This window comes from Xanthobacter versatilis (assembly GCF_043193975.1).
Classification (GTDB): domain Bacteria; phylum Pseudomonadota; class Alphaproteobacteria; order Rhizobiales; family Xanthobacteraceae; genus Xanthobacter; species Xanthobacter autotrophicus_E.
On the sequence record NZ_JBAFVB010000009.1, the window covers coordinates 131,343 to 149,448 of the forward strand.

General features: G+C 67.9%; 11 protein-coding genes. 4 read left to right on the top strand and 7 right to left on the bottom strand.

The window, feature by feature from the left end; genetic code table 11:
• Positions 1-6: 6 nt before the first annotated feature.
• Both V5F66_RS17130 and V5F66_RS17135 read right to left on the bottom strand, forming a co-directional pair.
• The gene (locus tag V5F66_RS17130; RefSeq protein WP_394094340.1) at positions 7-249 is read right to left on the bottom strand and encodes an MbtH family protein; all 243 of its coding nucleotides are present in this window, start codon (positions 247-249) and stop codon (positions 7-9) included.
• Positions 250-329: 80 nt separating this feature from the next.
• Complete coding sequence (locus tag V5F66_RS17135) at positions 330-2,075, bottom strand: cyclic peptide export ABC transporter (RefSeq protein ID WP_394094341.1); 1,746 nt, start codon at positions 2,073-2,075, stop codon at positions 330-332.
• Positions 2,076-2,340: 265 nt separating this feature from the next.
• Between V5F66_RS17135 and V5F66_RS17140 the strand changes: the two genes are divergently transcribed.
• The 3 genes from V5F66_RS17140 (at position 2,341) to V5F66_RS17150 (ending at position 5,570) form a co-directional block, all read left to right on the top strand.
• On the top strand, positions 2,341-3,414 hold the full coding sequence (locus V5F66_RS17140; RefSeq protein WP_394094342.1) for a GNAT family N-acetyltransferase: 1,074 nt from the start codon (positions 2,341-2,343) through the stop codon (positions 3,412-3,414).
• A 75-nt stretch (positions 3,415-3,489) separates the two neighbouring features.
• Positions 3,490-4,866 (top strand): lysine N(6)-hydroxylase/L-ornithine N(5)-oxygenase family protein, encoded by a 1,377-nt coding sequence (locus V5F66_RS17145; protein ID WP_394094343.1) that lies wholly within the window; start codon positions 3,490-3,492, stop codon positions 4,864-4,866.
• Between the two features lie 188 nt (positions 4,867-5,054).
• Complete coding sequence (locus tag V5F66_RS17150; protein WP_012114782.1) at positions 5,055-5,570, top strand: hypothetical protein; 516 nt, start codon at positions 5,055-5,057, stop codon at positions 5,568-5,570.
• A gap of 417 nt (positions 5,571-5,987) precedes the next feature.
• On the opposite strand, the gene V5F66_RS17155 is transcribed toward V5F66_RS17150, so the two are convergent.
• On the bottom strand, positions 5,988-6,599 hold the full coding sequence (locus V5F66_RS17155; RefSeq protein WP_012114783.1) for an invasion associated locus B family protein: 612 nt from the start codon (positions 6,597-6,599) through the stop codon (positions 5,988-5,990).
• 160 nt (positions 6,600-6,759) lie between these two features.
• Positions 6,760-12,399 (bottom strand): hypothetical protein, encoded by a 5,640-nt coding sequence (locus V5F66_RS17160; RefSeq protein WP_394094344.1) that lies wholly within the window; start codon positions 12,397-12,399, stop codon positions 6,760-6,762.
• Positions 12,400-12,926: 527 nt separating this feature from the next.
• Here V5F66_RS17160 and V5F66_RS17165 point away from each other — a divergent pair.
• Entirely contained in the window at positions 12,927-13,880 is a 954-nt protein-coding gene (locus tag V5F66_RS17165; RefSeq protein ID WP_394094345.1) for a helix-turn-helix transcriptional regulator, read from the top strand.
• Positions 13,881-14,089: 209 nt separating this feature from the next.
• Here V5F66_RS17165 and V5F66_RS17170 read toward each other — a convergent pair whose 3' ends face one another.
• The 3 genes from V5F66_RS17170 to V5F66_RS17180 all read right to left on the bottom strand — a co-directional run bounded on the left by V5F66_RS17170 (position 14,090) and on the right by V5F66_RS17180 (position 17,926).
• A complete protein-coding gene (locus tag V5F66_RS17170) occupies positions 14,090-15,808 on the bottom strand; it encodes a thiamine pyrophosphate-binding protein (protein WP_394094346.1) in 1,719 nt (572 codons plus the stop codon).
• A 270-nt stretch (positions 15,809-16,078) separates the two neighbouring features.
• A complete protein-coding gene (locus V5F66_RS17175) occupies positions 16,079-17,440 on the bottom strand; it encodes a PP2C family protein-serine/threonine phosphatase (RefSeq protein WP_394094347.1) in 1,362 nt (453 codons plus the stop codon).
• A gap of 48 nt (positions 17,441-17,488) precedes the next feature.
• On the bottom strand, positions 17,489-17,926 hold the full coding sequence (locus V5F66_RS17180; RefSeq protein ID WP_012114788.1) for a potassium channel family protein: 438 nt from the start codon (positions 17,924-17,926) through the stop codon (positions 17,489-17,491).
• Between the last annotated feature and the right edge of the window lie 180 nt (positions 17,927-18,106).

Genomic DNA, 18,106 nt, shown 5'->3' on the forward strand with positions numbered 1-18,106 from the left:
GGCGATTCACCGGGCGGCTCCGCTGCCGTCCGCGTCTGCGGCCTTCTCGCCGTCCATCGCCCGGCGCAGGCTCAGGGGGCGCATGTCGGTCCAGATCTGCTCCACGTGCGCGAGGCAGGCGGCCTTGGTGCCGGTGAAGCCGGCGTCACTCCAGCCGGCGGGCACGGGCCGGTGCAGCGGCCAGATGGAGTACATGTCTTCGTCGTTGCGGACCACTCGGAACACCGCGTTCTCGTCATCGAATGCCATGGCAACCTTCGCACCCGTCCGGGCGGATCATGGCCGGCGCCCTGCCGATGGGTAGGTGCGCCGGGCCGTAAGTGGGGGCCTCAAATGGGGGTCGACTGGAAGACGAACGAGGGCTCGGGAAATTTAGGGTCCTCGCGCCGCGCATCATCGTCGGCGCCGGTGCGCGCATCGCCGGTGATCTGCCCGTTCTCCATGTGCACGATGCGGTCGCCGCAATCGAAATAGCGGTCGTCGTGGGAGATCACGAGCACGCTCTTGCCCAGCGCCTTCAGCTCCGGCAGCAGCTCGCGGTAGAACACGCCCTTGAAGGCAGGGTCCTGGTCCGCCGCCCATTCGTCGAACACCAGGAAGGGGCGGTCCTCCAGCACGGCGGCGACGAGGGCGAGGCGCTTGCGCTGGCCGGTGGAGAGATCGCGGGTGGAGAAGTGCCCATCATCCACGCTCACCTTGTGGGTCAGGGCGAGCCGCGAGATCAGCCGGTTGGCGCGGGCGTCGAGGTCCGGCGCGCCTGACAGGCCGACCAGGCTCTCGAACAGGTGGAAGTCGCCGAACACGGCTGAGAACAGGGCGCGCTGCGTGCTCCGGCTGGTGTCGTCCACGATGGCGCCATTGAGCCGCACCGTGCCGCTCTCCGGCGCATAAAGGCCGGTGACGAGCTTGGCGAGGGTGGTCTTGCCGGAGCCGTTGCCGCCCACCAGGAACACGATTTCCCCCGGTGCGAAGGCGATGTCCACGGGGCCGAGGCGGAACATCTCCGCCGTCCGCTCGTCCCAATAGGCATGGGTGACGGCCTCGAAGGCGAGGCTCTCGAACGGCGCGGGCGGGGCCGGCTCCGTGTCGCGGGTGGCAAGGGCCGCCTCGGTTTCGGCAAGGCGCTGGCCGGCGACGCGGGCGACCGCCAGCCGGGGCAGGTCCTCCATCACGGCGGCGAGCGGCCCGATGAGGAACAGCAGCACCACCGCATAGCCGGTGGCCACCGTGCCGCCGCCGGTGAACACGAACAGCACGAGGCCGATGAAGCCGAACACGATCAGGCTGCCCCAGGCGGAGCCGAGCGCCAGCAGGGTGATGCCGTGGGTGCGAGCGCGCCGCACGGTCTCGATGGCGGCGCCCAGATGGCGGGTGCGGAAATCCTCGGCCTTGGCGCGGTTGAGCTTCAGCTCCTTGGTGCCGAGGACGAGGGCCGAGAGGTGGGCAAACAGCGTATCCTGCCGCCCGCCCGCATGTTCCAGATGATGCCGCGCCCGCCTCGCCACCAGCATGTAGCCGGCGACTCCCAGCGCCATCATCCCCGCCGCGCCAACAAACAGCGGCAGGGACAGCCAGGCGAGATAGAAGAGGCAGCCGGAGATGGCGACGGCATTGGTGAACAGCACCGGCAGCCGCACCACCACGGTGGCGAGGGTGAACACATCGTCGGTGATGAGGGCCTGCAACCGCGCCGGCCCCACCTGCTCCACCGCGCGCAGGGGCGCGGCTTCCACCCGCTCGGCGATGCGGCTACGCAGGCGGGCCAGCACCTCTTGCCCGAGCCGGCCGAACAGGATGCCGGACGCCGTCTGCAGCGCCACCGTCACCACCGCGACCGCCGCGAAGACGAGGCCCTGTGTCGCAAGGTCCGACCCGTCGGAGGCCAGCGCCATGTTGATGAGGATGATCAGGGCGACAGCGGCGACGCCGCTCAGCAGGCTGGTGGCCACGGCGGTGGAGAATTCCACCGGGTTCTGCCCGAACACGAAGCCCAGAAGCGAGAAGCCGCTCTCCTGCGGGGGCCGCGATGCGGCGTTGGCAGCGTCCGCGGCGACGGGCGCGGGTGACGGGCCCATGTGTGTTCGGCTCCCTCGATGGCTTTGGAGCGCGAGCCCGGCAAATTGAATCAATTTGCGCGGTGAATCGCCCTCCAAACGTAAGGTCTGGAGCCCGGACGCGGCCGGGCCTGAAGCTGAAGACGCTCAAGCGGCGCAGAAATTTAGGGGTGCCGGGCCGCCCGCCGCCGCCGCGCCGGACAAGTTGCGAGATGTTCCTAAATCGGCGCCCGGCGCATTCGTCTTAGCTCCTGAAACCCGTTCGCCGACCGGAGGGACAGGAGCCATGGCCGCTAGAGAGATCGTCGTCGAGCATCGCGAGGGCGAGGGCATCGTGGCCCGGTGCGAGGACGGCTCGCGCCTTGCCCTGGCACCCGACGCGGCGACGGGCGGCGTTGTGCTGTCGGATGTTCGCGCGGCGGATGGCGCAACGGCCTTCAGCCTGCTGCTGCGCGCGCTGGAGCAGGCGACCGCCCTGTGGCCCGCGCCGGTGCCGCTGCCCGTTTCCGGGCTGGAAGCGGACAGGAGCGCGCTTGCGGCGGCGCTCAGGTCGCGCCTTCTCGCCGAAGGGCTCGCGGCCGGGGGCGGCGCGGTGCTCGATGTGTTCCCGGAGGCGCTGTGGCAGCAGGCCGAGCTGTGGCTGCCGCAGGCGCGCCCGCCGTTCGCGCAGCGCTTCGCCCTCACCCAGGGCCGACGCCACCCGGTGCGGCCGCCGAAGCCGGAAGGCATTGTCTACACGCGCTTTATTCCCTGGCTCGGCGCGCGCTTCGAGCTGCGGACGGTGGACGTGGCCACCGACCTTGCGCGCTTCAGCCGCTGGATGAACGATCCCCGCGTCGCCGAGATCTGGGACGAGGCCGGCGACCTTGCCAAGCACCGTGCCTATCTCGAGGGGCTTGCGGCCGACCCCCACATGCTGCCGCTCATGGGGACGGTGGATGGCGTGCCGTTCGCCTATTTTGAGGTCTATTGGGCCAAGGAAAACCGCATCGCCCCCTTCTACGATGCCGGCGATCATGATCGCGGCTGGCACGTGCTGGTGGGCGAGGACGCCTTCCGGGGGCGGGCCTATGTGGCGACCTGGCTGCCCTCCCTCATGCACTTCATTTTCCTCGATGATCCGCGCACCCAGCGCATCGTCGGCGAGCCGCGCTCCGACCATCACCAGCAGTTACGCAACCTGGAGCGCTCGGGGTTTGCGCGGGTGAGCACGTTCGATTTCCCGCACAAGCGGGCCGCTCTGGTGATGCTGCTGCGCGAGCGCTTCTTCGGCGATCGCCTGTTCGTGCCCGATGGCGGCCTGCCGGTTGCGGCGCTGGCCGGGAAGGCGCCGCCGCCGCGCGTTTTTGCCGAGGCCTGACAGGTCCTTAAGCTCGTCGTCGTCGCGGCGTCGGGACCCGTTCTTGAATTCGCATTTCGCATCAGGAAACGCACCATGACCTATAGCGAGAGCCGCCCATTGCCCGCCACCCGTCGCCCTGCTGAGCCGAAATCCGAAGGCGAGGACGGGATCCACGACCTCATCGGCGTGGGCTTCGGCCCGTCCAACCTTGCCATCGCCATTGCGCTGGCCGGAATGGGAGATGTCGGGGTCTCGACCCATTTTATCGAGAAGCAGCAGAGCTTTGTCTGGCATGGCGGCATGCTGCTGCCGGGCAGCGACATGCAGATCTCCTTCCTGAAGGATCTGGCCCTGCCGCGCGATCCCTCCAGCCCCTTCACCTTTCTCGCCTATCTGCACGAGAAGGGCCGGCTGATGGACTTCATCAACCAGAAGACGTTCTTCCCCAGTCGCCTGGAATTCAACGACTATCTGCGCTGGGCGGCGCGCCGCTTCGACGCTTGCGTGAGCTATGGCGAGGAGGTGGTGGCGCTGGAGCCGGAGGTGTCCGGCGGAACGGTGGACGTGGTGCGGGTGGTCTCGCGAGGGGTGGACGGACGCTCGAAGGTGCGGCGGGCGCGCAATGTGGCGCTGGCCACCGGGGGCACCCCGCGTGTGCCGGAGCTGTTCGCGCCGTTCCGCAGCGTGCCGCGCATCTTTCATTCGGCCGCATACCTCTCGAACATCGACACGTTCGGGTTCGACACGCACCCCGCCCCGCGCATCGCGGTGGTGGGCGCGGCGCAGAGCGCGGCGGAAATCTTCCTCGACCTGTCCGCCCGCTTTCCCAATGGCCATGTGGACATGATCGTGCGCGGCCACGCCCTGCGCCCCTCCGACGACACCCCCTTCGTGAACGAGATCTTCAACCCGGATTTCACCGACTTCATCTTCCACCAGAGCGAACCCCGGCGGCGGGCGCTGATCGCCGGCTTCAAGAGCACGAATTACTCGGTGGTAGACGCGGACCTCATCGCCCGGATCTACAGCCTGCTCTACCAGCAGAAGGTGAGCGGGGAGGAGCGCCACCAGGTCCGCCGCCTCACCCAGGTGACGCGGGTGGCGGAGGCGGAAGGGGGCATCGTGCTGGACCTCTCCATCGGTCCGGAGGGGACCGAGGGGCGGGCCGTCTATGATGCCGTCGTGCTCGCCACCGGCTATGCCCGCGACAGCGGCCGGGCGCTGCTCGCCGGGCTGGAGCCTTATGTCACCGTCGGCGCGGTGGGGCGCGACTATCGCCTTGCCACCGCCCCGGGGTTCCGACCTTCGGTGTTCATCCAGGGCACCAATGAGAGCACCCACGGCCTCAGCGACACCCTGCTCTCGGTCCTCGCCACCCGGGGCCAGGAGATCGCCGATGCGGTGCTGGCCGCCCGCTCGGCTTCGGGGGCTTCTGTAGCACCGGTGCGGCGCCAGATGGGGCGCGCGTAGGGCATCCTTCCCGTCAGCTGACCCGATGACAGGCCCCTCGCATCGCGGCAGCCGAAGTCCGCCCCGGCCGGAGCGGCGGTTGGCTGCCGCCTCGCCGGCCTTTCAGGCCTTTCCCCCGCGGGCATTCGCGCCCTTGACGCCCCGACGGCCCGAAGTCGGCCGCAATTGGCCCTGATCGTGCGCCGCGCATGACGCAGATCGCCCCGCCCGCCCGCCGCAGCTCCAAAAACCCGGTCGTCACCGCGCTGCGGTTTGCCTTCCGAGTGGTGTGCGGCGTGGTCATCCTGCTCGACGAGCTGGTGCGGCCGCTTTACCGCCCGCTCATCCGCCGCATCGCCGAACTGCGTCTCATGCAGGCGTTCGAGGGATGGGTCGCCCGGCGCTCGCCCTATCTGGTGCTGGTGCTCATCGGCGTGCCCTATATCGTGGTGGAGCCGCTGAAGTTTCTGGCGCTGATCGGCATCGCCAACGGCCACGGGAAGGTGGGCGTGTTGGCCTTCCTCCTCGCCAATCTGGTGAGCTTCGTCCTCATCGAGCGCATCTTCAGCGCCGGGAAGGCGCAGCTCATGACCTTGCGGCCCATGGCCTGGCTGATCACGACCGCGGGCGCCGTGCGCGCCTCCGTGGTGAGCTGGCTGCGCCTCGCCGAGCTCAAGGCGCGGCTGCGGGTCCTGGCGCGATGGGCCCGCCTGCATCTGCGCTGAGGCTACCCAGCAGATCGTCGCCACCGCCGAGCATATGGCCGAACCGGTGTGCTGACGACGGGGCGGACGATGCGACTCTGCAAGAGAAGCGCCCGGGAGAAGCGCGCCGGACTGGTCGAGGAGACGCTTCGCCCCGTCATCGTCCTGCGGGAGGGGCACACCCTGCAAGACACCGAGGCTGAGGTGGCCCCGGCGCGGCTCGTGGACGGGTGGATCGGCGAGGCGACCGCCGGGCGGGGTTCCCCTTCGAGACCATCCGGATCCACTGAAAGCTGATCTCAGCAAAACACCCGCCGATGCAAACCGGCGGGCTTTCGCCTGTCCGTGTCTGCCCGCCAAACATGACGCCGCCGGACGCTGGGGAGCGTCCGGCGGCGTCGGATTGCAGGCTGTCCGCGGCGGGATGCGCCGGCAGGCTCAGGCCTTCTTGAGGGCGGCCAGGACCTTGTCGATGCCGGCGATGGCCACCTTCACGCTCACCTGGCGACCGTCGATCAGGTAGAAGCTGACGGTCGCCTCCTTGGCGGCGGAGAGGTCGTTGGCGAAGGCCTGATCGTAGGAAATGGAAGCCTCGCACTCAGCCTGGGCGCAAGTCTGGAAGGCGAGGCGCCGCACGTTCTGCCCGAGTGTGAAGTCCACGCCCTCGCGCACGAGCACGCCGGTAGGGGTGGTGATGGCGAGGGTCGGCACATCCTTGCCGTCGCGGCCGACCTTGAGCACCAGCACGGCGCGGTTGGTCTTGGCGTCGGTGACGCGCATGGTGGCCCAGCAGGTCTTCTTGGCGGTCTTGGCGCCGGCCGCCGGGGGCAACTCCTGGCAGGTCAGGATCCAACTGTCGAAGCGCTGGGTCTCAGTCTTCACCGGCCCGGTCGGGGCGGCGGGCGCCGCCGGCTGGGCCGTGCGCTGCTGCTGTTGCTGCTGCGCCTCGGCAGCGGAGATGGCCACCAGCCAGGTGGCGGCCAGCATCACGGCGGCGCCGGCGCCAAGCACCGCGCCGATGCGAAGGGAAAAGGATCTGGAAGCGGTCACGGACGTCTCCGACATCTCGCACTCAGGCGAAGTGGATCGCGGTTCTCGTGAAGACGGGCCGTCTCCGATCAGCCTGCGAGAGGACCGATCGGCCTGCCCTTGAGGTGGGAAAGGCGGCGTGCCGGAGCACGCCGCCTCATTTCGACCCGGATGGGCGATCTCACCACTGGTAGCGAACGCCACCCTTCGCGCTGCCGGCGACATAGCTCTCGCCGAACTTGATGTCGGCGTTGGTGAAGCCGTTCCAGCCGCTGTCCTTGGCGAAGTAGTTCAGGCCCAAGCCAACCTCGCCGAACAACCCGTTGAAGCTGTCCACCGTGGTGAAGGGGACGCCGGGGTTGTAGATCGTGACCGCGTTGTCGCCGAGGAACTCGTACCACAGGCGACCGGTGAGGCTGGCCTCGATCCGGTAGGTGGCCGCGTCGTAGGCGGTGGCCCCGACCCGGGCGCCGATGGCACCCCGCAGGCTGTCGTTGTTTCCGAAGTCCACCAGCGTGCCGGGCACGATGCTGAGGTTCGAAATGTTGGTGTTCACGTAGCTGAGGGTGGCCAGGCCATCCACGAAGCCCGAGGTGCCCCACTTGTAGAAGCGGTAGCCGGTATCGACCACGAAGCCGTAGTTCTTGGCATCCGGGGACTGCCCGAAGTAGCCCGCCCCGACGAGGGTGGGAGCCTGGTAGTCCATGGACAGGAAGTCGGCCTTGAACAGGGCGTCGAGGAACCAGTTGTTGTTGAGGTAGGTGGCGTAGACGCCGACCGTGCCGCCCGTGTAGTTCGCCGTGGAGGGCGAGCCCGAGAAGTTGAGGTCGGAGGCCACGTAGCCGCCGAGGACACCGAACACCACCGCGTCGTTCGAGTTGAACACGCCTTCCTTGCCGAAGTCGGCGCCGGCCATGAACCCGTAGATGTTCTGGTTGTAGCCAGTGTCGAAGCCGTAGGCGCGGCCGTAGGCGGCGTAGTTGTCGGAGGCGTCACGCGAGCCCCAGCTGCCGATCACCTTGCCCCAGACACCGGGGGTGACGGAGGCCGGCGCACCGTTGACGGTCTTGATGCCTTCCTTCGTGACGAGGGTCGTGGTCGTGCCCTGCAGGTAGGTGCGCAGGTCGGCCTGGCGGTCGAGCCACACGCCGGTGGTCTCCTGCCAGATGGCCTGGGCGCCGGTGACCAGCTTCGGCAGTTCGAACACTTCCTGGTCGGGCAGGCCGACGAGGTACTGGTCGTTGCCGATGGCCACGAGGTCGTAGAAGAACAGGCCCTTGTCGATCACGCCGCCGAACTTGGAGCTGTAGTTGGTCGAGGCCGAGGAGATCACGAAGCTCGCGGTCTCGCCGGGGGTGTTCTTGCCGTAGGTGACGCCGGTCGGGTCGACCACGTCCACCACCTTGATGCCCGCGAGGTTCCACGCGCCGGCACCGGTGTTCACGTCGTGGATCACCAGCTGGGTCTGGCCGGGGGTGACGAGGCCGACGATGTCGTTCCCGTTCACGTCGCGGCCGCCCACCTGCAGGATGTCCGAGGTGGAGCCGGCGGCACCGACGAAGGTGTCGAGGCCCACCGCGCTGTTGCCGACGCCGTTGAACACGCCGCTCACGTAGGTCACGTCGCGGGCGCCGTTCCAGGCGATCTGGCCGGGGGCTTCGTCCCGAAGGTCGAGCAGGCCGGCGCCCACATAGGCGGCATCGCCGTTGTTGAAGGTCTCGAGGCTGTAGAAGGAGGTGGTCTCAGCCACGGCGCCCTGGAGCGCGGTGACGATCCGGCCCGGATTGTTGACCGTGTCGTTGCCGCCGCCGAAGTAGTTGTTGCCGACGGTGACCCAGGTGTTGGAGCTGAAGTTGTTGAAAATGTCGTCGTTGCCGGTGAGGCCGACGCGACCGATGATGGTGCCGTAGTTGTTGATGGTGGTGGCGCCGACGTCGGTGTCGATGACGATGTCGCTGGCGGCGGTGATGAGGTCGCCGTTGAAGAAGGACCAGGAGGCGACGGTGCTGTTCGCCCCCACGGTGATGTTGGTGGCATCGTCGCTGCGCACCGAGATCACCGCGTTGGACCAGCTCTTGCCGGAGCCGGACACGATGTTGTTCTCGCCGATGCTGATCGTGGCGATGTCGGCGTCCGAGATGCGGATCGCGTTGCCGGCGCCGTTCTGGTCGGCGTCGCCGATGATCTGGACATAGGAGCCGGTGGTGACGTTGACGTTGTCCCAGCCGTGGGCGTGGATCGCGTCGTCGCCAGCGGAGATCACGGTCGGCTGGATCGAGGTTCCGCCGAGCACGTTGACGTAGATATCGCCGGCCCCGAAGGAGCGGTTGGACACCCGGATGCCGTCGTCGACAGCCACCACGGCGCTGGTGGCGCCGATGGTGACAGTCAGATCGCCCGACCCACCGAACTTGTTCGCGACGATGCCGTCATCAAGGGCCTGGACCAGGCTGTTGGTGCCGGTGGTGACGTTGGTCGCCCCCGTGGTGAACAGCGAGGTGACGTTGATGCCGTCATTGCCGGCCAGGATGGCGGAGTTCTCGCCGGTGGTGACGCTGTTGTCGCCGGTGCCGAACAGGTGGGCCGAGGTGATGCCGTTGGTCTGGGCGAAGATGATGCTGTTGAGGCCGGTGGTGACGGAGAGGTTGCCGTCGCCGAAGGCCTTGCCGGCGACGATGCCGGCGAACACCGGTGCGGTGGTGTCGACGAAGGGGTTCGAGCCGATGGTCGAGCCTTCGCCGGTGGTGACGACCACGTTGCCGTCGCCGAAGGCCTGGCCGGCGGTGATGCCGACGCCCGCGGTCAGGATCGAGCTGTTCTTGCCGGTCGTCACCGTCACGGCGTCGCCGCCCACGGTGGCGCTGTCGCCGAACACCTTCAGGGCCACGATGCCGCCGAGGCCGGCCTTGATGGCGCTGCTCTCGCCAGTGGTCACGCTCACGTTGCCGTCGCCGAACGACTTGGAGGCGATGATGCCAATGTCGTCAGCGGTGATGGTGGTGGAGGCGGCCTGCGCCACCGTCACGTTGCCGTCGCCGAAGAGGGCGTTGGCTTCGATGCCGTTGCCGAAGGCGCTGGTGATGTTGGCGTTGGCGTTCACCGCCACGTCGCCGTTGCCGCCCTTCAGGATGAAGATGCCGTTGTCGGTGGCATCGATGGCGGCGTTGTTGGTCACCGTCACGTTGCTGGTGGAGAAGGTGCCGCTGAGGACCTGGATGCCTTCGTCACCGGCAGTGATCGCCGCGTTGGTGGTGATATCGACGTTGCCGCCGCTCAGGTGGAAGACCGAGATGCCATCGTCGCCGGCATTGATGGTGCCGTTGGCAGTGGTGGTGATGGTGATCGGGGTGACGGACGACGCCGAGGTCCCGATGGCGCTCGCCGCGATGCCGTCGCCGCCGGTCGCAGTGCCAGAGAGGCCGCCGATGGCCGCGTCCACGTCAATGGTGGTGGCGCCGGAATCTCCGACCTTGAAGGTGGCGACACCGATGCCGTCGGACTGGATGGTCCCACCGGCATTGATGTTCACGTCCACCGCGCCGGTGCCGAGATTGCCGGCCAGGATGCCGATCCCGAGGGCCTGAACGTTGGCGTTCACATTGGCCTGGGCAAGGCCGGAGCCGAAGGTCACGGCCGCGCCGCCGATGATCGGGGGGTCGATCACGGCATTGACGTTCAGCACGGCGCTGCCGGTGCCGCCGGCGAAGGCAGCCGCGCCGAACAGGCCGTCGGCCGAGATCTTCTGATCGACGTTCACCGTGGTGTCGCCACCGGTGTTGAAGGCGATGATGCCCGAGCCGCCCGCGTCGATCTCGGCCTTGTTGGTCACCGTCACGGTGCCGCCATCGCCGACGATGCCGGCCACGATGCCCTGGGAGCCGGCCGTGATCTTGGCGTTGGTGGTCACGTCGAGCGTGCCCTTGTCGCCGAGGATACCGGCGGCGATGCCCTGGGAGCCGGCGTTGATGAAGTCGTTGGTGACGACGGTGACCTTGCCGCGGTCTCCGGCGAGGCCGGCAATGATGCCCTGGGAGCCGGCGGTGATGCCGGCGTTGGTGGTCACATCGACGGTGAAGTCATCGCCGGACGCGCCGGCAAGGATGCCGAAGGTACCCGCGTTGATGACGCCGGCGGTGGTGGTCTCCACCTTCACCGAACCGGTCTTGCCGGACGCGAGCGCCGTCACGCCGAAGCCGGTGACGTCGATGGTGTTGTCCACCTTCACGCTGGTGGTCGCGATATTGCTGGCATCGGCCGACGCAAGGATACCGGCCGCCGAGTTGTTGATGACGCCGTACTGCTCGACCGTGCTGGTGGCATTCTTGCCGCCGCCCTGCGCCGTGGCGAGGCCGGTGATGGCGACGCCCGCGCCGCCGCTCACCGGGCCGTAGGTGTCGATGGTGCTGGTGGCGTTGCCGAAGACGCTCTCGGTGGACGCGAAGATGCCGCCCAGGCCGCCGCTGGTGGTGCCCGCGGAGGTGATGCTGGTGGTGGTGGTCTGGTCGATGACGGACTTGACGCCGATGCCGACGCCGGAGGCGCTGCTGACGATGCCGTTGGTGTTGACCGTGACGTTGCCGCCGGCGCTGGTCTTGTTGATCGCGATGCCGGCGAGGCCGCCCGACACGGTGGTGCCGCCGGCGGTGTTCACGTCGACGTTGCCGGTGGCAGCGGAGTCACTGTTGATAAGGACGCCGAAGCCGAGGGGGCCGCCGGTGGCCTGCGTGGCGCCGCCGAGCGTGACGTTCACGTCATCGCCGCCCTGCACCAGGTTGAGGCCGGCAAGGGCGCCGGAAAGGTTGGCGTTGCCGGTGGTGGAAACGGTGATGACCTCGTCGGCGGAGCCGTAGAGGCCGGAGCTCACCAGCGGCAGGGTGCCCTTCGCCGTGCCGGAGAAGTTGGTGACGGTGAGGTCGCCGTTGTCGGTGGTGAGGGCGAGGCCGGCGACGCCGCCGGTCGCCGAGCCGGAGAAGTTCTTGACTTCGATGTCGCCCTGGGCGGTCTGGGCCAGGATGCCCGCGCCCAGCGTGCCCGTCGCGGTGCCCTGGAAATTGTTCACCTTGATATTGCCGACGACGCTGGCCGACAGGTCGAGGCCGTTCACGAGGCCGGTCACCTGGGCGTTGGCGCCGAAATTGTTGGCGGTGATGTTGCCGCTCTTCGTCTGCGCCTGGATGCCGTCGTACAGCAGGCCGGTCGAAGTGCCGGTGAAGCCGGACAGGTTGATGTTGCCGACCTTGGTGGAGACATTGATGCCCGTGACGCCGCCCTGGGCCGAGCTGGCGAAATTCTTGACGCTGATGTCGCCGAGATCGCTCTCAAGCTTCATGCCGTTGATGCCGCCGGAGATATAGGGGGCGGAACCCGAGGCCGGGGCAGTGAAGTTGTCCGCGGTGATGTCGCCGCCTGCCGTAGCGGAGATGCCATTGCCCAGCAGGCCGCTTGCGTTGCCCTTGAAGCCGGTGAGGTCGATCTCGTCGTCGGCGACGATGACGAGGCCGTTCACGCCGCCCGAAGTCGTGCTCGAGAAATTCGTGATGGTCACGTCACCGTTCGTAGCGGTGTACGACATGCCGTTCAGCAAGCCGGCGGAGGTCGTCGTCCCCGAGGTATTGACGATGATGTTGTTGTCGGCCGTACCGACAATGCCAAAGCCGCCGACGTTCGCGCCGTTGGTCAGGTTGACCGTGAGGTTGTTGCCGGCGGTGCCGATGACGCCGACGCCGTTGGCCGAGTTGCAGTTCAGCGTGGCATTGCCGAACAGGTTGATCGCGTTGTTGCAAGCCGCTTCAGCCGTGGTCGGCACCAGGAGTGCGCCCACGGCGAGTGCCGGAACCAGCGCCGAGCTGAGGAGAAGGGCGCGGGTGCGCCGGTGGCGCAGGGAGAGAGCTCCCCAGAAGCGCCCGAAAGGATGGTGCCGCCCGTATTGGCCATCTGAACCCCCAGTAATCGGCCGGTGCCCTGAACCAGCCGGAAAAACATTGCTTCGGTCGCGTTGCGGCGCTTTGACCACGATGCGACCCTTGGATGCCGATGCGCTTAGGGCACCATGCAACTCCTGCGAACTTATCCAGCGTACGCAATCGCCGCTCCGCAGTCAGCGACTCATTGCTACTCAAAATGCGAACTTGTTCATATTCGTCGGGTGTGTTGCAGTTTTGCACGAAACGGCAAATATAATTGCTATTACAAAATGATAAGTCGGGTTTTCGGATGCCATTCCAGCGCATGATACCTTGGGGCAGTTTCGCTGACGCAAGTTAAAAGGAGGTAATAAAATACCACTATTTGCATTTACACTCTATTTGTATTGTTCTCCGCTGCGGCATGGGGAGCGGCCGCCGGGTCATGAACAGCACAACCAAAGCGGGAAAGTACAACAGCGTAAGTATTGGTGAAAATGCGGTGCAGAATATCGCGCTCGCATTCCCTTTAGTTGCCTTGGGAGGCGCTGGTCTCAACACGGATGGTGAACAATCCAAGGAGGAAACGGCTTCCCCGTTCCAGGCCACGGCCCTGCATACAGTTGCGATTATTGGCGGAAAGGCGGAGGTTTCCGGCAATTTTCACGTCGCCTCGTCGCCGGAGCCGGGGGTTTTCATCGGCAGGTGTTTCGAATCTGCCACGGTGCGTATCGATGACATGCAACCGGTCGCCATCGAGGCCGGCCGGGCCTTCCTCGGGGTGGTCGCGCGGGAGGCCGAGCTGCAGTACGCGGCCGGCGAGGTGACCCTGGTGCTGCTCCCGCGCCAGGTGCTGAAGCTCGCCGACGCGCTCAAGGCGGTGCCGTTCGGGGTTTCGACCGGGCCCGACCCGGCGCTGGATATCCTGGTCTCGCACGCCGCGGGGCTTCTTGGCCGCACGCTGCCGCCCGCTCTGGCCCTGTTCTGCGAAAGCGCGCTGCTCGGCCTCCTCGCCTTCGCCGCCGGACCCGGCGGCAGCGCCCCTGCGCGCGGGCCGGACGGCCGGGATGCGCTCTACCAGGAGATCCTGCTCGACATCGCCGCCAATTGCAGCCGGCACGATTTCGGCGTGTCGCAGGTGGCGCAGCGCCACAAGATCAATGTGCGCACCCTGCAGAAGATGTTCCAGCAGCACGGTGTGACCCTGAAGGAACACCTCACCTGGTCGCGCCTGCAACTCGCCCGCAGCGCCCTGGCCGATCCCGCCAATGCGAACAAGAAGGTGTCCGACATCGCGTTCGAGGCCGGCTTCAACGACATCGCCACCTTCAACCGGCTGTTCCGCAGAAGCTTCGGGCGCACGCCCTCGTCCCTGCGCCAGCGCGACGGCGGGTCGTGACCGGGGCCGTTCCAGGGCGTTGCGGGTGGGGTGTCGGCGCCGCCTCCACCGGGACGCGATGGCCCGCTGACCGGGCGCGGCCCCGGTGGCCGGGTCGTAGCTCACGGCAGTCTCGCCCGAGGCGGCGCCCTGCCAGGCGCCTTGGATGACGCTGTGCGTCCGCATGGCGGTGAAGGGTTCGTGCCCGTTCCTCCCCGCCTTGGCCGGCGTCATGTCGTGCCCTGGCCGGCCTTCAGCGCGGCCACGCGCAGGCCGGTGAGGGTGGCGGACGGCGTGATGGCTTCGGGATCGATGACCAGCTCCAGCAGGGCCGGCTTGTTCCGGTCCGCCGCGAAGGCGCGGGCGCGATTGAATGCGTCGGCGAAGGCCGCCGTCTCCTCCACCCGTTCGCCAAAGGCGCCATAGGCCCGCGCCAGGGCTGGAAAGTCGGGGTTCTCCAGCGTGGTGGCGAACACCCGCCCGGGATATTCCCTCTCCTGGTGCATGCGGATGGAGCCATAGATGCCGTTGTTCACCAGCAGCACCACCACGCCGGCGCCGTACTGGCAGCCGGTGGCCAGTTCCTGCCCGCTCATCTGGAAGCAGCCGTCGCCGGCAAAGCAGATCACGTCCCGTGCCGGCTGGTGCAGCTTGGCGGCGATGGCGGCCGGCAGGCCGTAGCCCATGGCGCCGGAGGTGGGGGCAAGCTGGGTGCGGAAGCCGCCGTAGCGGTGGAACCTGTGCACCCAGATGGCGTAGTTGCCGGCGCCGTTGGTGAGGATGGCATCCCTGGGCAGGCTCTCGCGCAGGTGCACCATCACCGCGCCGAGATCGAGCCGGCCCGGCATGGCGCCGGGGGTCTGGTCGGCGAGATAGTCGGCGCGGGCGGCCTTCACGGCGGCGCTCCACGGCGCGTGCCAGCCGGCGGCGCCCCTGGGCTTCAGCGCGGCGGCAGCGGCGGCGAACTCGGGCATGCCGGCGTTGATGGGAAGGTCCGCCTGATAGACCCGGCCCAGTTCCAGCGGGTCGGCATGGACATGGACGAAGCGCTGCGCCGGGCGCGGCAGCTCGAACAGGGTGTAGCCGGCGGTGGTGGTCTCGCCGAGGCGGGGGCCGATAGCGACGATCAGGTCGGCAGCGCGGATGCGGGCCACCAGCTTGGGGTTCGGCCCGAGCCCCGCATGGCCCACATAATTGGGGTGGTGGTTGTCGAGGATGTCCTGGCGGCGGAAGGCCGCCGCCACCGGCAGGTCGAAGTCCTCCACGAAATGCTGGAAGTCGCGGCAGGCCCTGGCGCTCCATCCGCCGCCGCCGACGATGACGAGGGGCCGTTCGCTGGCCTCCAGCATGGCGGTGAGGCGGTTAAGGTCGTCCGCGCCGGGATGGGCGGCGACGCGCTTGTACGCCTGCGCGTCCGCCACCTGCGCCGAGGCGCCCAGCACGTCCTCGGGCAGGGCCACCACCACCGGGCCGGGGCGGCCGGAAACCGCCACATGGAAGGCACGGGAGACCAGCTCGGGCAGGCGCTCCGGCCGGTCCACCTCCACCACCCACTTGGCCATGCCGCCGAACATGGCGGGATAATCCACCTCCTGCCACGCCTCGCGGCCGCGGATGGCGGTGCCCACCTGCCCGATGAAGAGGATGAGCGGGGTGGAATCCTGCGCGGCGGTGTGGATGCCGATGGCGGCATGGCTCGCGCCCGGCCCGCGCGTGACGAAGCAGATGCCGGGCCGTCCGGTGAGCTTGCCGTAGGCCTCCGCCATGTTGGCCGCCGCGGCCTCGTGGCGGGTCACGATGGTGCGGATGCGGCCGATGGCCCCCGCGAGGGCGTCGATGGCGGGCAGGAAGCTCTCGCCGGGCAGGCAATAGACGGTGTCGACGCCGTGGATCTTCAGCGCGTCCACCAGGATCTCGCCGCCGGAGCGGATGTTCGCGGAATGCTGCATTGTCTGGCCCGTGCAGGGAAAGGAGGGCCTGCGCCGGATGAGGGACACCGGCGCAGGCTTCAACTTTAGCGGAAATTGCCCTTGGTCTCCGGCACCATGCGCGTGCCCCTGAGGTCAAGCCGGCGTCGGGCTGGCCAGCGACACGGGCGTGGGCCTTCCGCCAATGGCGAAGTCACCAAGGAAGCCACCAGGACGGTGCGGCGCTCCAGCGCTCTCATGGAATCTGCGGCGGGGCGCCTCACGCCAAGGCTTTACCGGCGTGAGTGGTCTTCAGCCCACGGGCGTGAAGGTGACGGCGAGCGCGGTCATGTCGTCGAACTGCGGCGCTGCCCCCGAATGGGCGGCGGCCGTGTCGAGCAATGTGGCGAGGAAAGCCTCGGCCGGCAGGTGCAGCGCGCGCGTCGCCGCCGCTTCCAGCCGCGCGTCGCCGAACGAGACCTCGTCCAGGTTGATGGCATCCGTCAGCCCGTCGGAGAACAGGAACAGCCGGTCGCCCGGGGCAAGGCGGCTTGAGACGGCGCGGGGCTTCATCCCTTCCAGGATGGCGAGCGCCATGCCGGTGGCCGCCGGCCGCTCGATGGCGCCGTCCGCGCGCAGGATCATCGCGTCGGTGTGGCCGCAATTGCAGTAGGTGAGATCGCCGGTCTCAAGGTCGATCACGGCGCAGAACAGGGTGACGAACATGTCCTCCCCGTTGGTGGCGCACAAAAGGTCGTTCACCGTGGCCACCGCGGTGGAGAGATCCGCCTCCCGTCGCAGCACCATGCGCAGGGCGGTCTGGGTGGCGCTCATGAACAGGGCGGCGGGGGTGCCCTTGCCGGCCACGTCGCCGAGGCTGACCACCAGGTGGCGGGCATCGATGAGGAAATAATCGTAGAAATCGCCGCCCACGTCCTTGGCCGGACGCATGGCGGCGGCGATGTCGGCGCGCCCGCCGAGCACATCCGCCGCAAGCGGCAGCGGCAGCATGGAACGCTGGATGGCGGCGGCATTGGCCATCTCGCGCCGCTCCGCCACCCGCGTCATGATGGCCTCGGCGAGGCGGCGGAAGGAGTGGGAGAAATCCACCAGCTCGGGCAGGGGATTGCGCAGCTCGTCCAGCAGCTTCAGGTCGAACTCGCGGCGCTCCAGCGCGTTCAGCGCATTGGCATAGAAGCCGAAGACGCGGTTGAAGGTCTCGAACCGGCTGCCGAACTGGCGCATCACCGCCGACAGCAGGGCGGGATGGGCGCGGCCCGCCGCCTCCAGCGCCTGGGCCGGGAGCCGGATGGCGGTAAGTTGCGTGGCGGCATCCACATGGGCGGTGCGGGCGACGCCGGTGAAGGCCGCGATCTCGCCGATCACCGCCGGGGCCGCCAGATGGGCCAGCTCCACATGGGCATAGGGGGTATCGATGGTGACCACCGCCGTGCCCTCCACCACCAGCAGGGCGAAGGTGTCGGTATCGCCCCGCTGGATCAGGCGGGTGCCCGGCGGTACCACCATCTTCTCGCCGCCGGCGATGAGCGCGGCCAGCACGGCGGGCGGGAAGTCGGCAAAATAGGGATGCCGCGCCATCATCGCGGTGGCGGAGGAGACCTCTTCCGGGTCGAGGCGGGACGCCTCATCCTGTCGTAACGTCAGTGGCGGCATGGGTTTTCCTTGGGCGCGACCACTATAACCCAGGTCCGGCCGGCGACTTTAACCCAAACGCAGGATGCGCAGCGCCCGCGACAGCACCGCGAACAGCACCGCCGTGGACCAGCCGAACAGCAGCATGCCGTTGGCCGCCGTGATGGGGCCCATCACCCGCCATCGATGCGCGGGCAGGATGTCGCCGTAGCCGAGGGTCGTGAAGTTCACGAAGGCGAAATAATAGGCATTCTTGGCCTCGATCACGCCAACCAGCTCATACACGGCAGCCCAGACCGCCACTTCCAGGACATGCGCGATCATGAGAAGCGTCCCCGACGTGCCCATGACGACGAGCAGGGTCACCATCCGGCGGCGGGGAGACAGATGGCGCGCGGAAACGCGCCCGACCTTGATGACGAGCACCGTCACCAGCGCCTGGATGGCAATGGCGACGACGCTGACGAGCCCGCCGAGCAGAAATTCTCCGTCCAGGAACCAGTACAAGGGCGCATTCTCCCGCTCAGGCCTGCCCGTTCATCGCACCGTTGTTTCTCAAGCCCAGAGCCGGCGCGGGGGCAAGAGATGCGCGGCAATTCCGGCCGGTTTTGGCAGCGCGCATTGATCTTGATCGGTTTGTGTGTATTTTGCGCCGCAATAATCCCTTTCCCGGCGGGCCCGAGTTAT

Bases quoted from the DNA above. Each gene is read 5' to 3' on its own strand.
- V5F66_RS17170 (WP_394094346.1), bottom strand. From the start codon at position 15,808: ATGCAGCATTCCGCGAACATCCGCTCCGGCGGCGAGATCCTGGTGGAC.
- V5F66_RS17165 (WP_394094345.1), top strand. From the start codon at position 12,927: ATGAACAGCACAACCAAAGCGGGAAAGTACAACAGCGTAAGTATTGGT.
- V5F66_RS17145 (WP_394094343.1), top strand. From the start codon at position 3,490: ATGACCTATAGCGAGAGCCGCCCATTGCCCGCCACCCGTCGCCCTGCT.
- V5F66_RS17150 (WP_012114782.1), top strand. From the start codon at position 5,055: ATGACGCAGATCGCCCCGCCCGCCCGCCGCAGCTCCAAAAACCCGGTC.
- V5F66_RS17135 (WP_394094341.1), bottom strand. From the start codon at position 2,075: ATGGGCCCGTCACCCGCGCCCGTCGCCGCGGACGCTGCCAACGCCGCA.
- V5F66_RS17130 (WP_394094340.1), bottom strand. From the start codon at position 249: ATGGCATTCGATGACGAGAACGCGGTGTTCCGAGTGGTCCGCAACGAC.
- V5F66_RS17175 (WP_394094347.1), bottom strand. From the start codon at position 17,440: ATGCCGCCACTGACGTTACGACAGGATGAGGCGTCCCGCCTCGACCCG.
- V5F66_RS17140 (WP_394094342.1), top strand. From the start codon at position 2,341: ATGGCCGCTAGAGAGATCGTCGTCGAGCATCGCGAGGGCGAGGGCATC.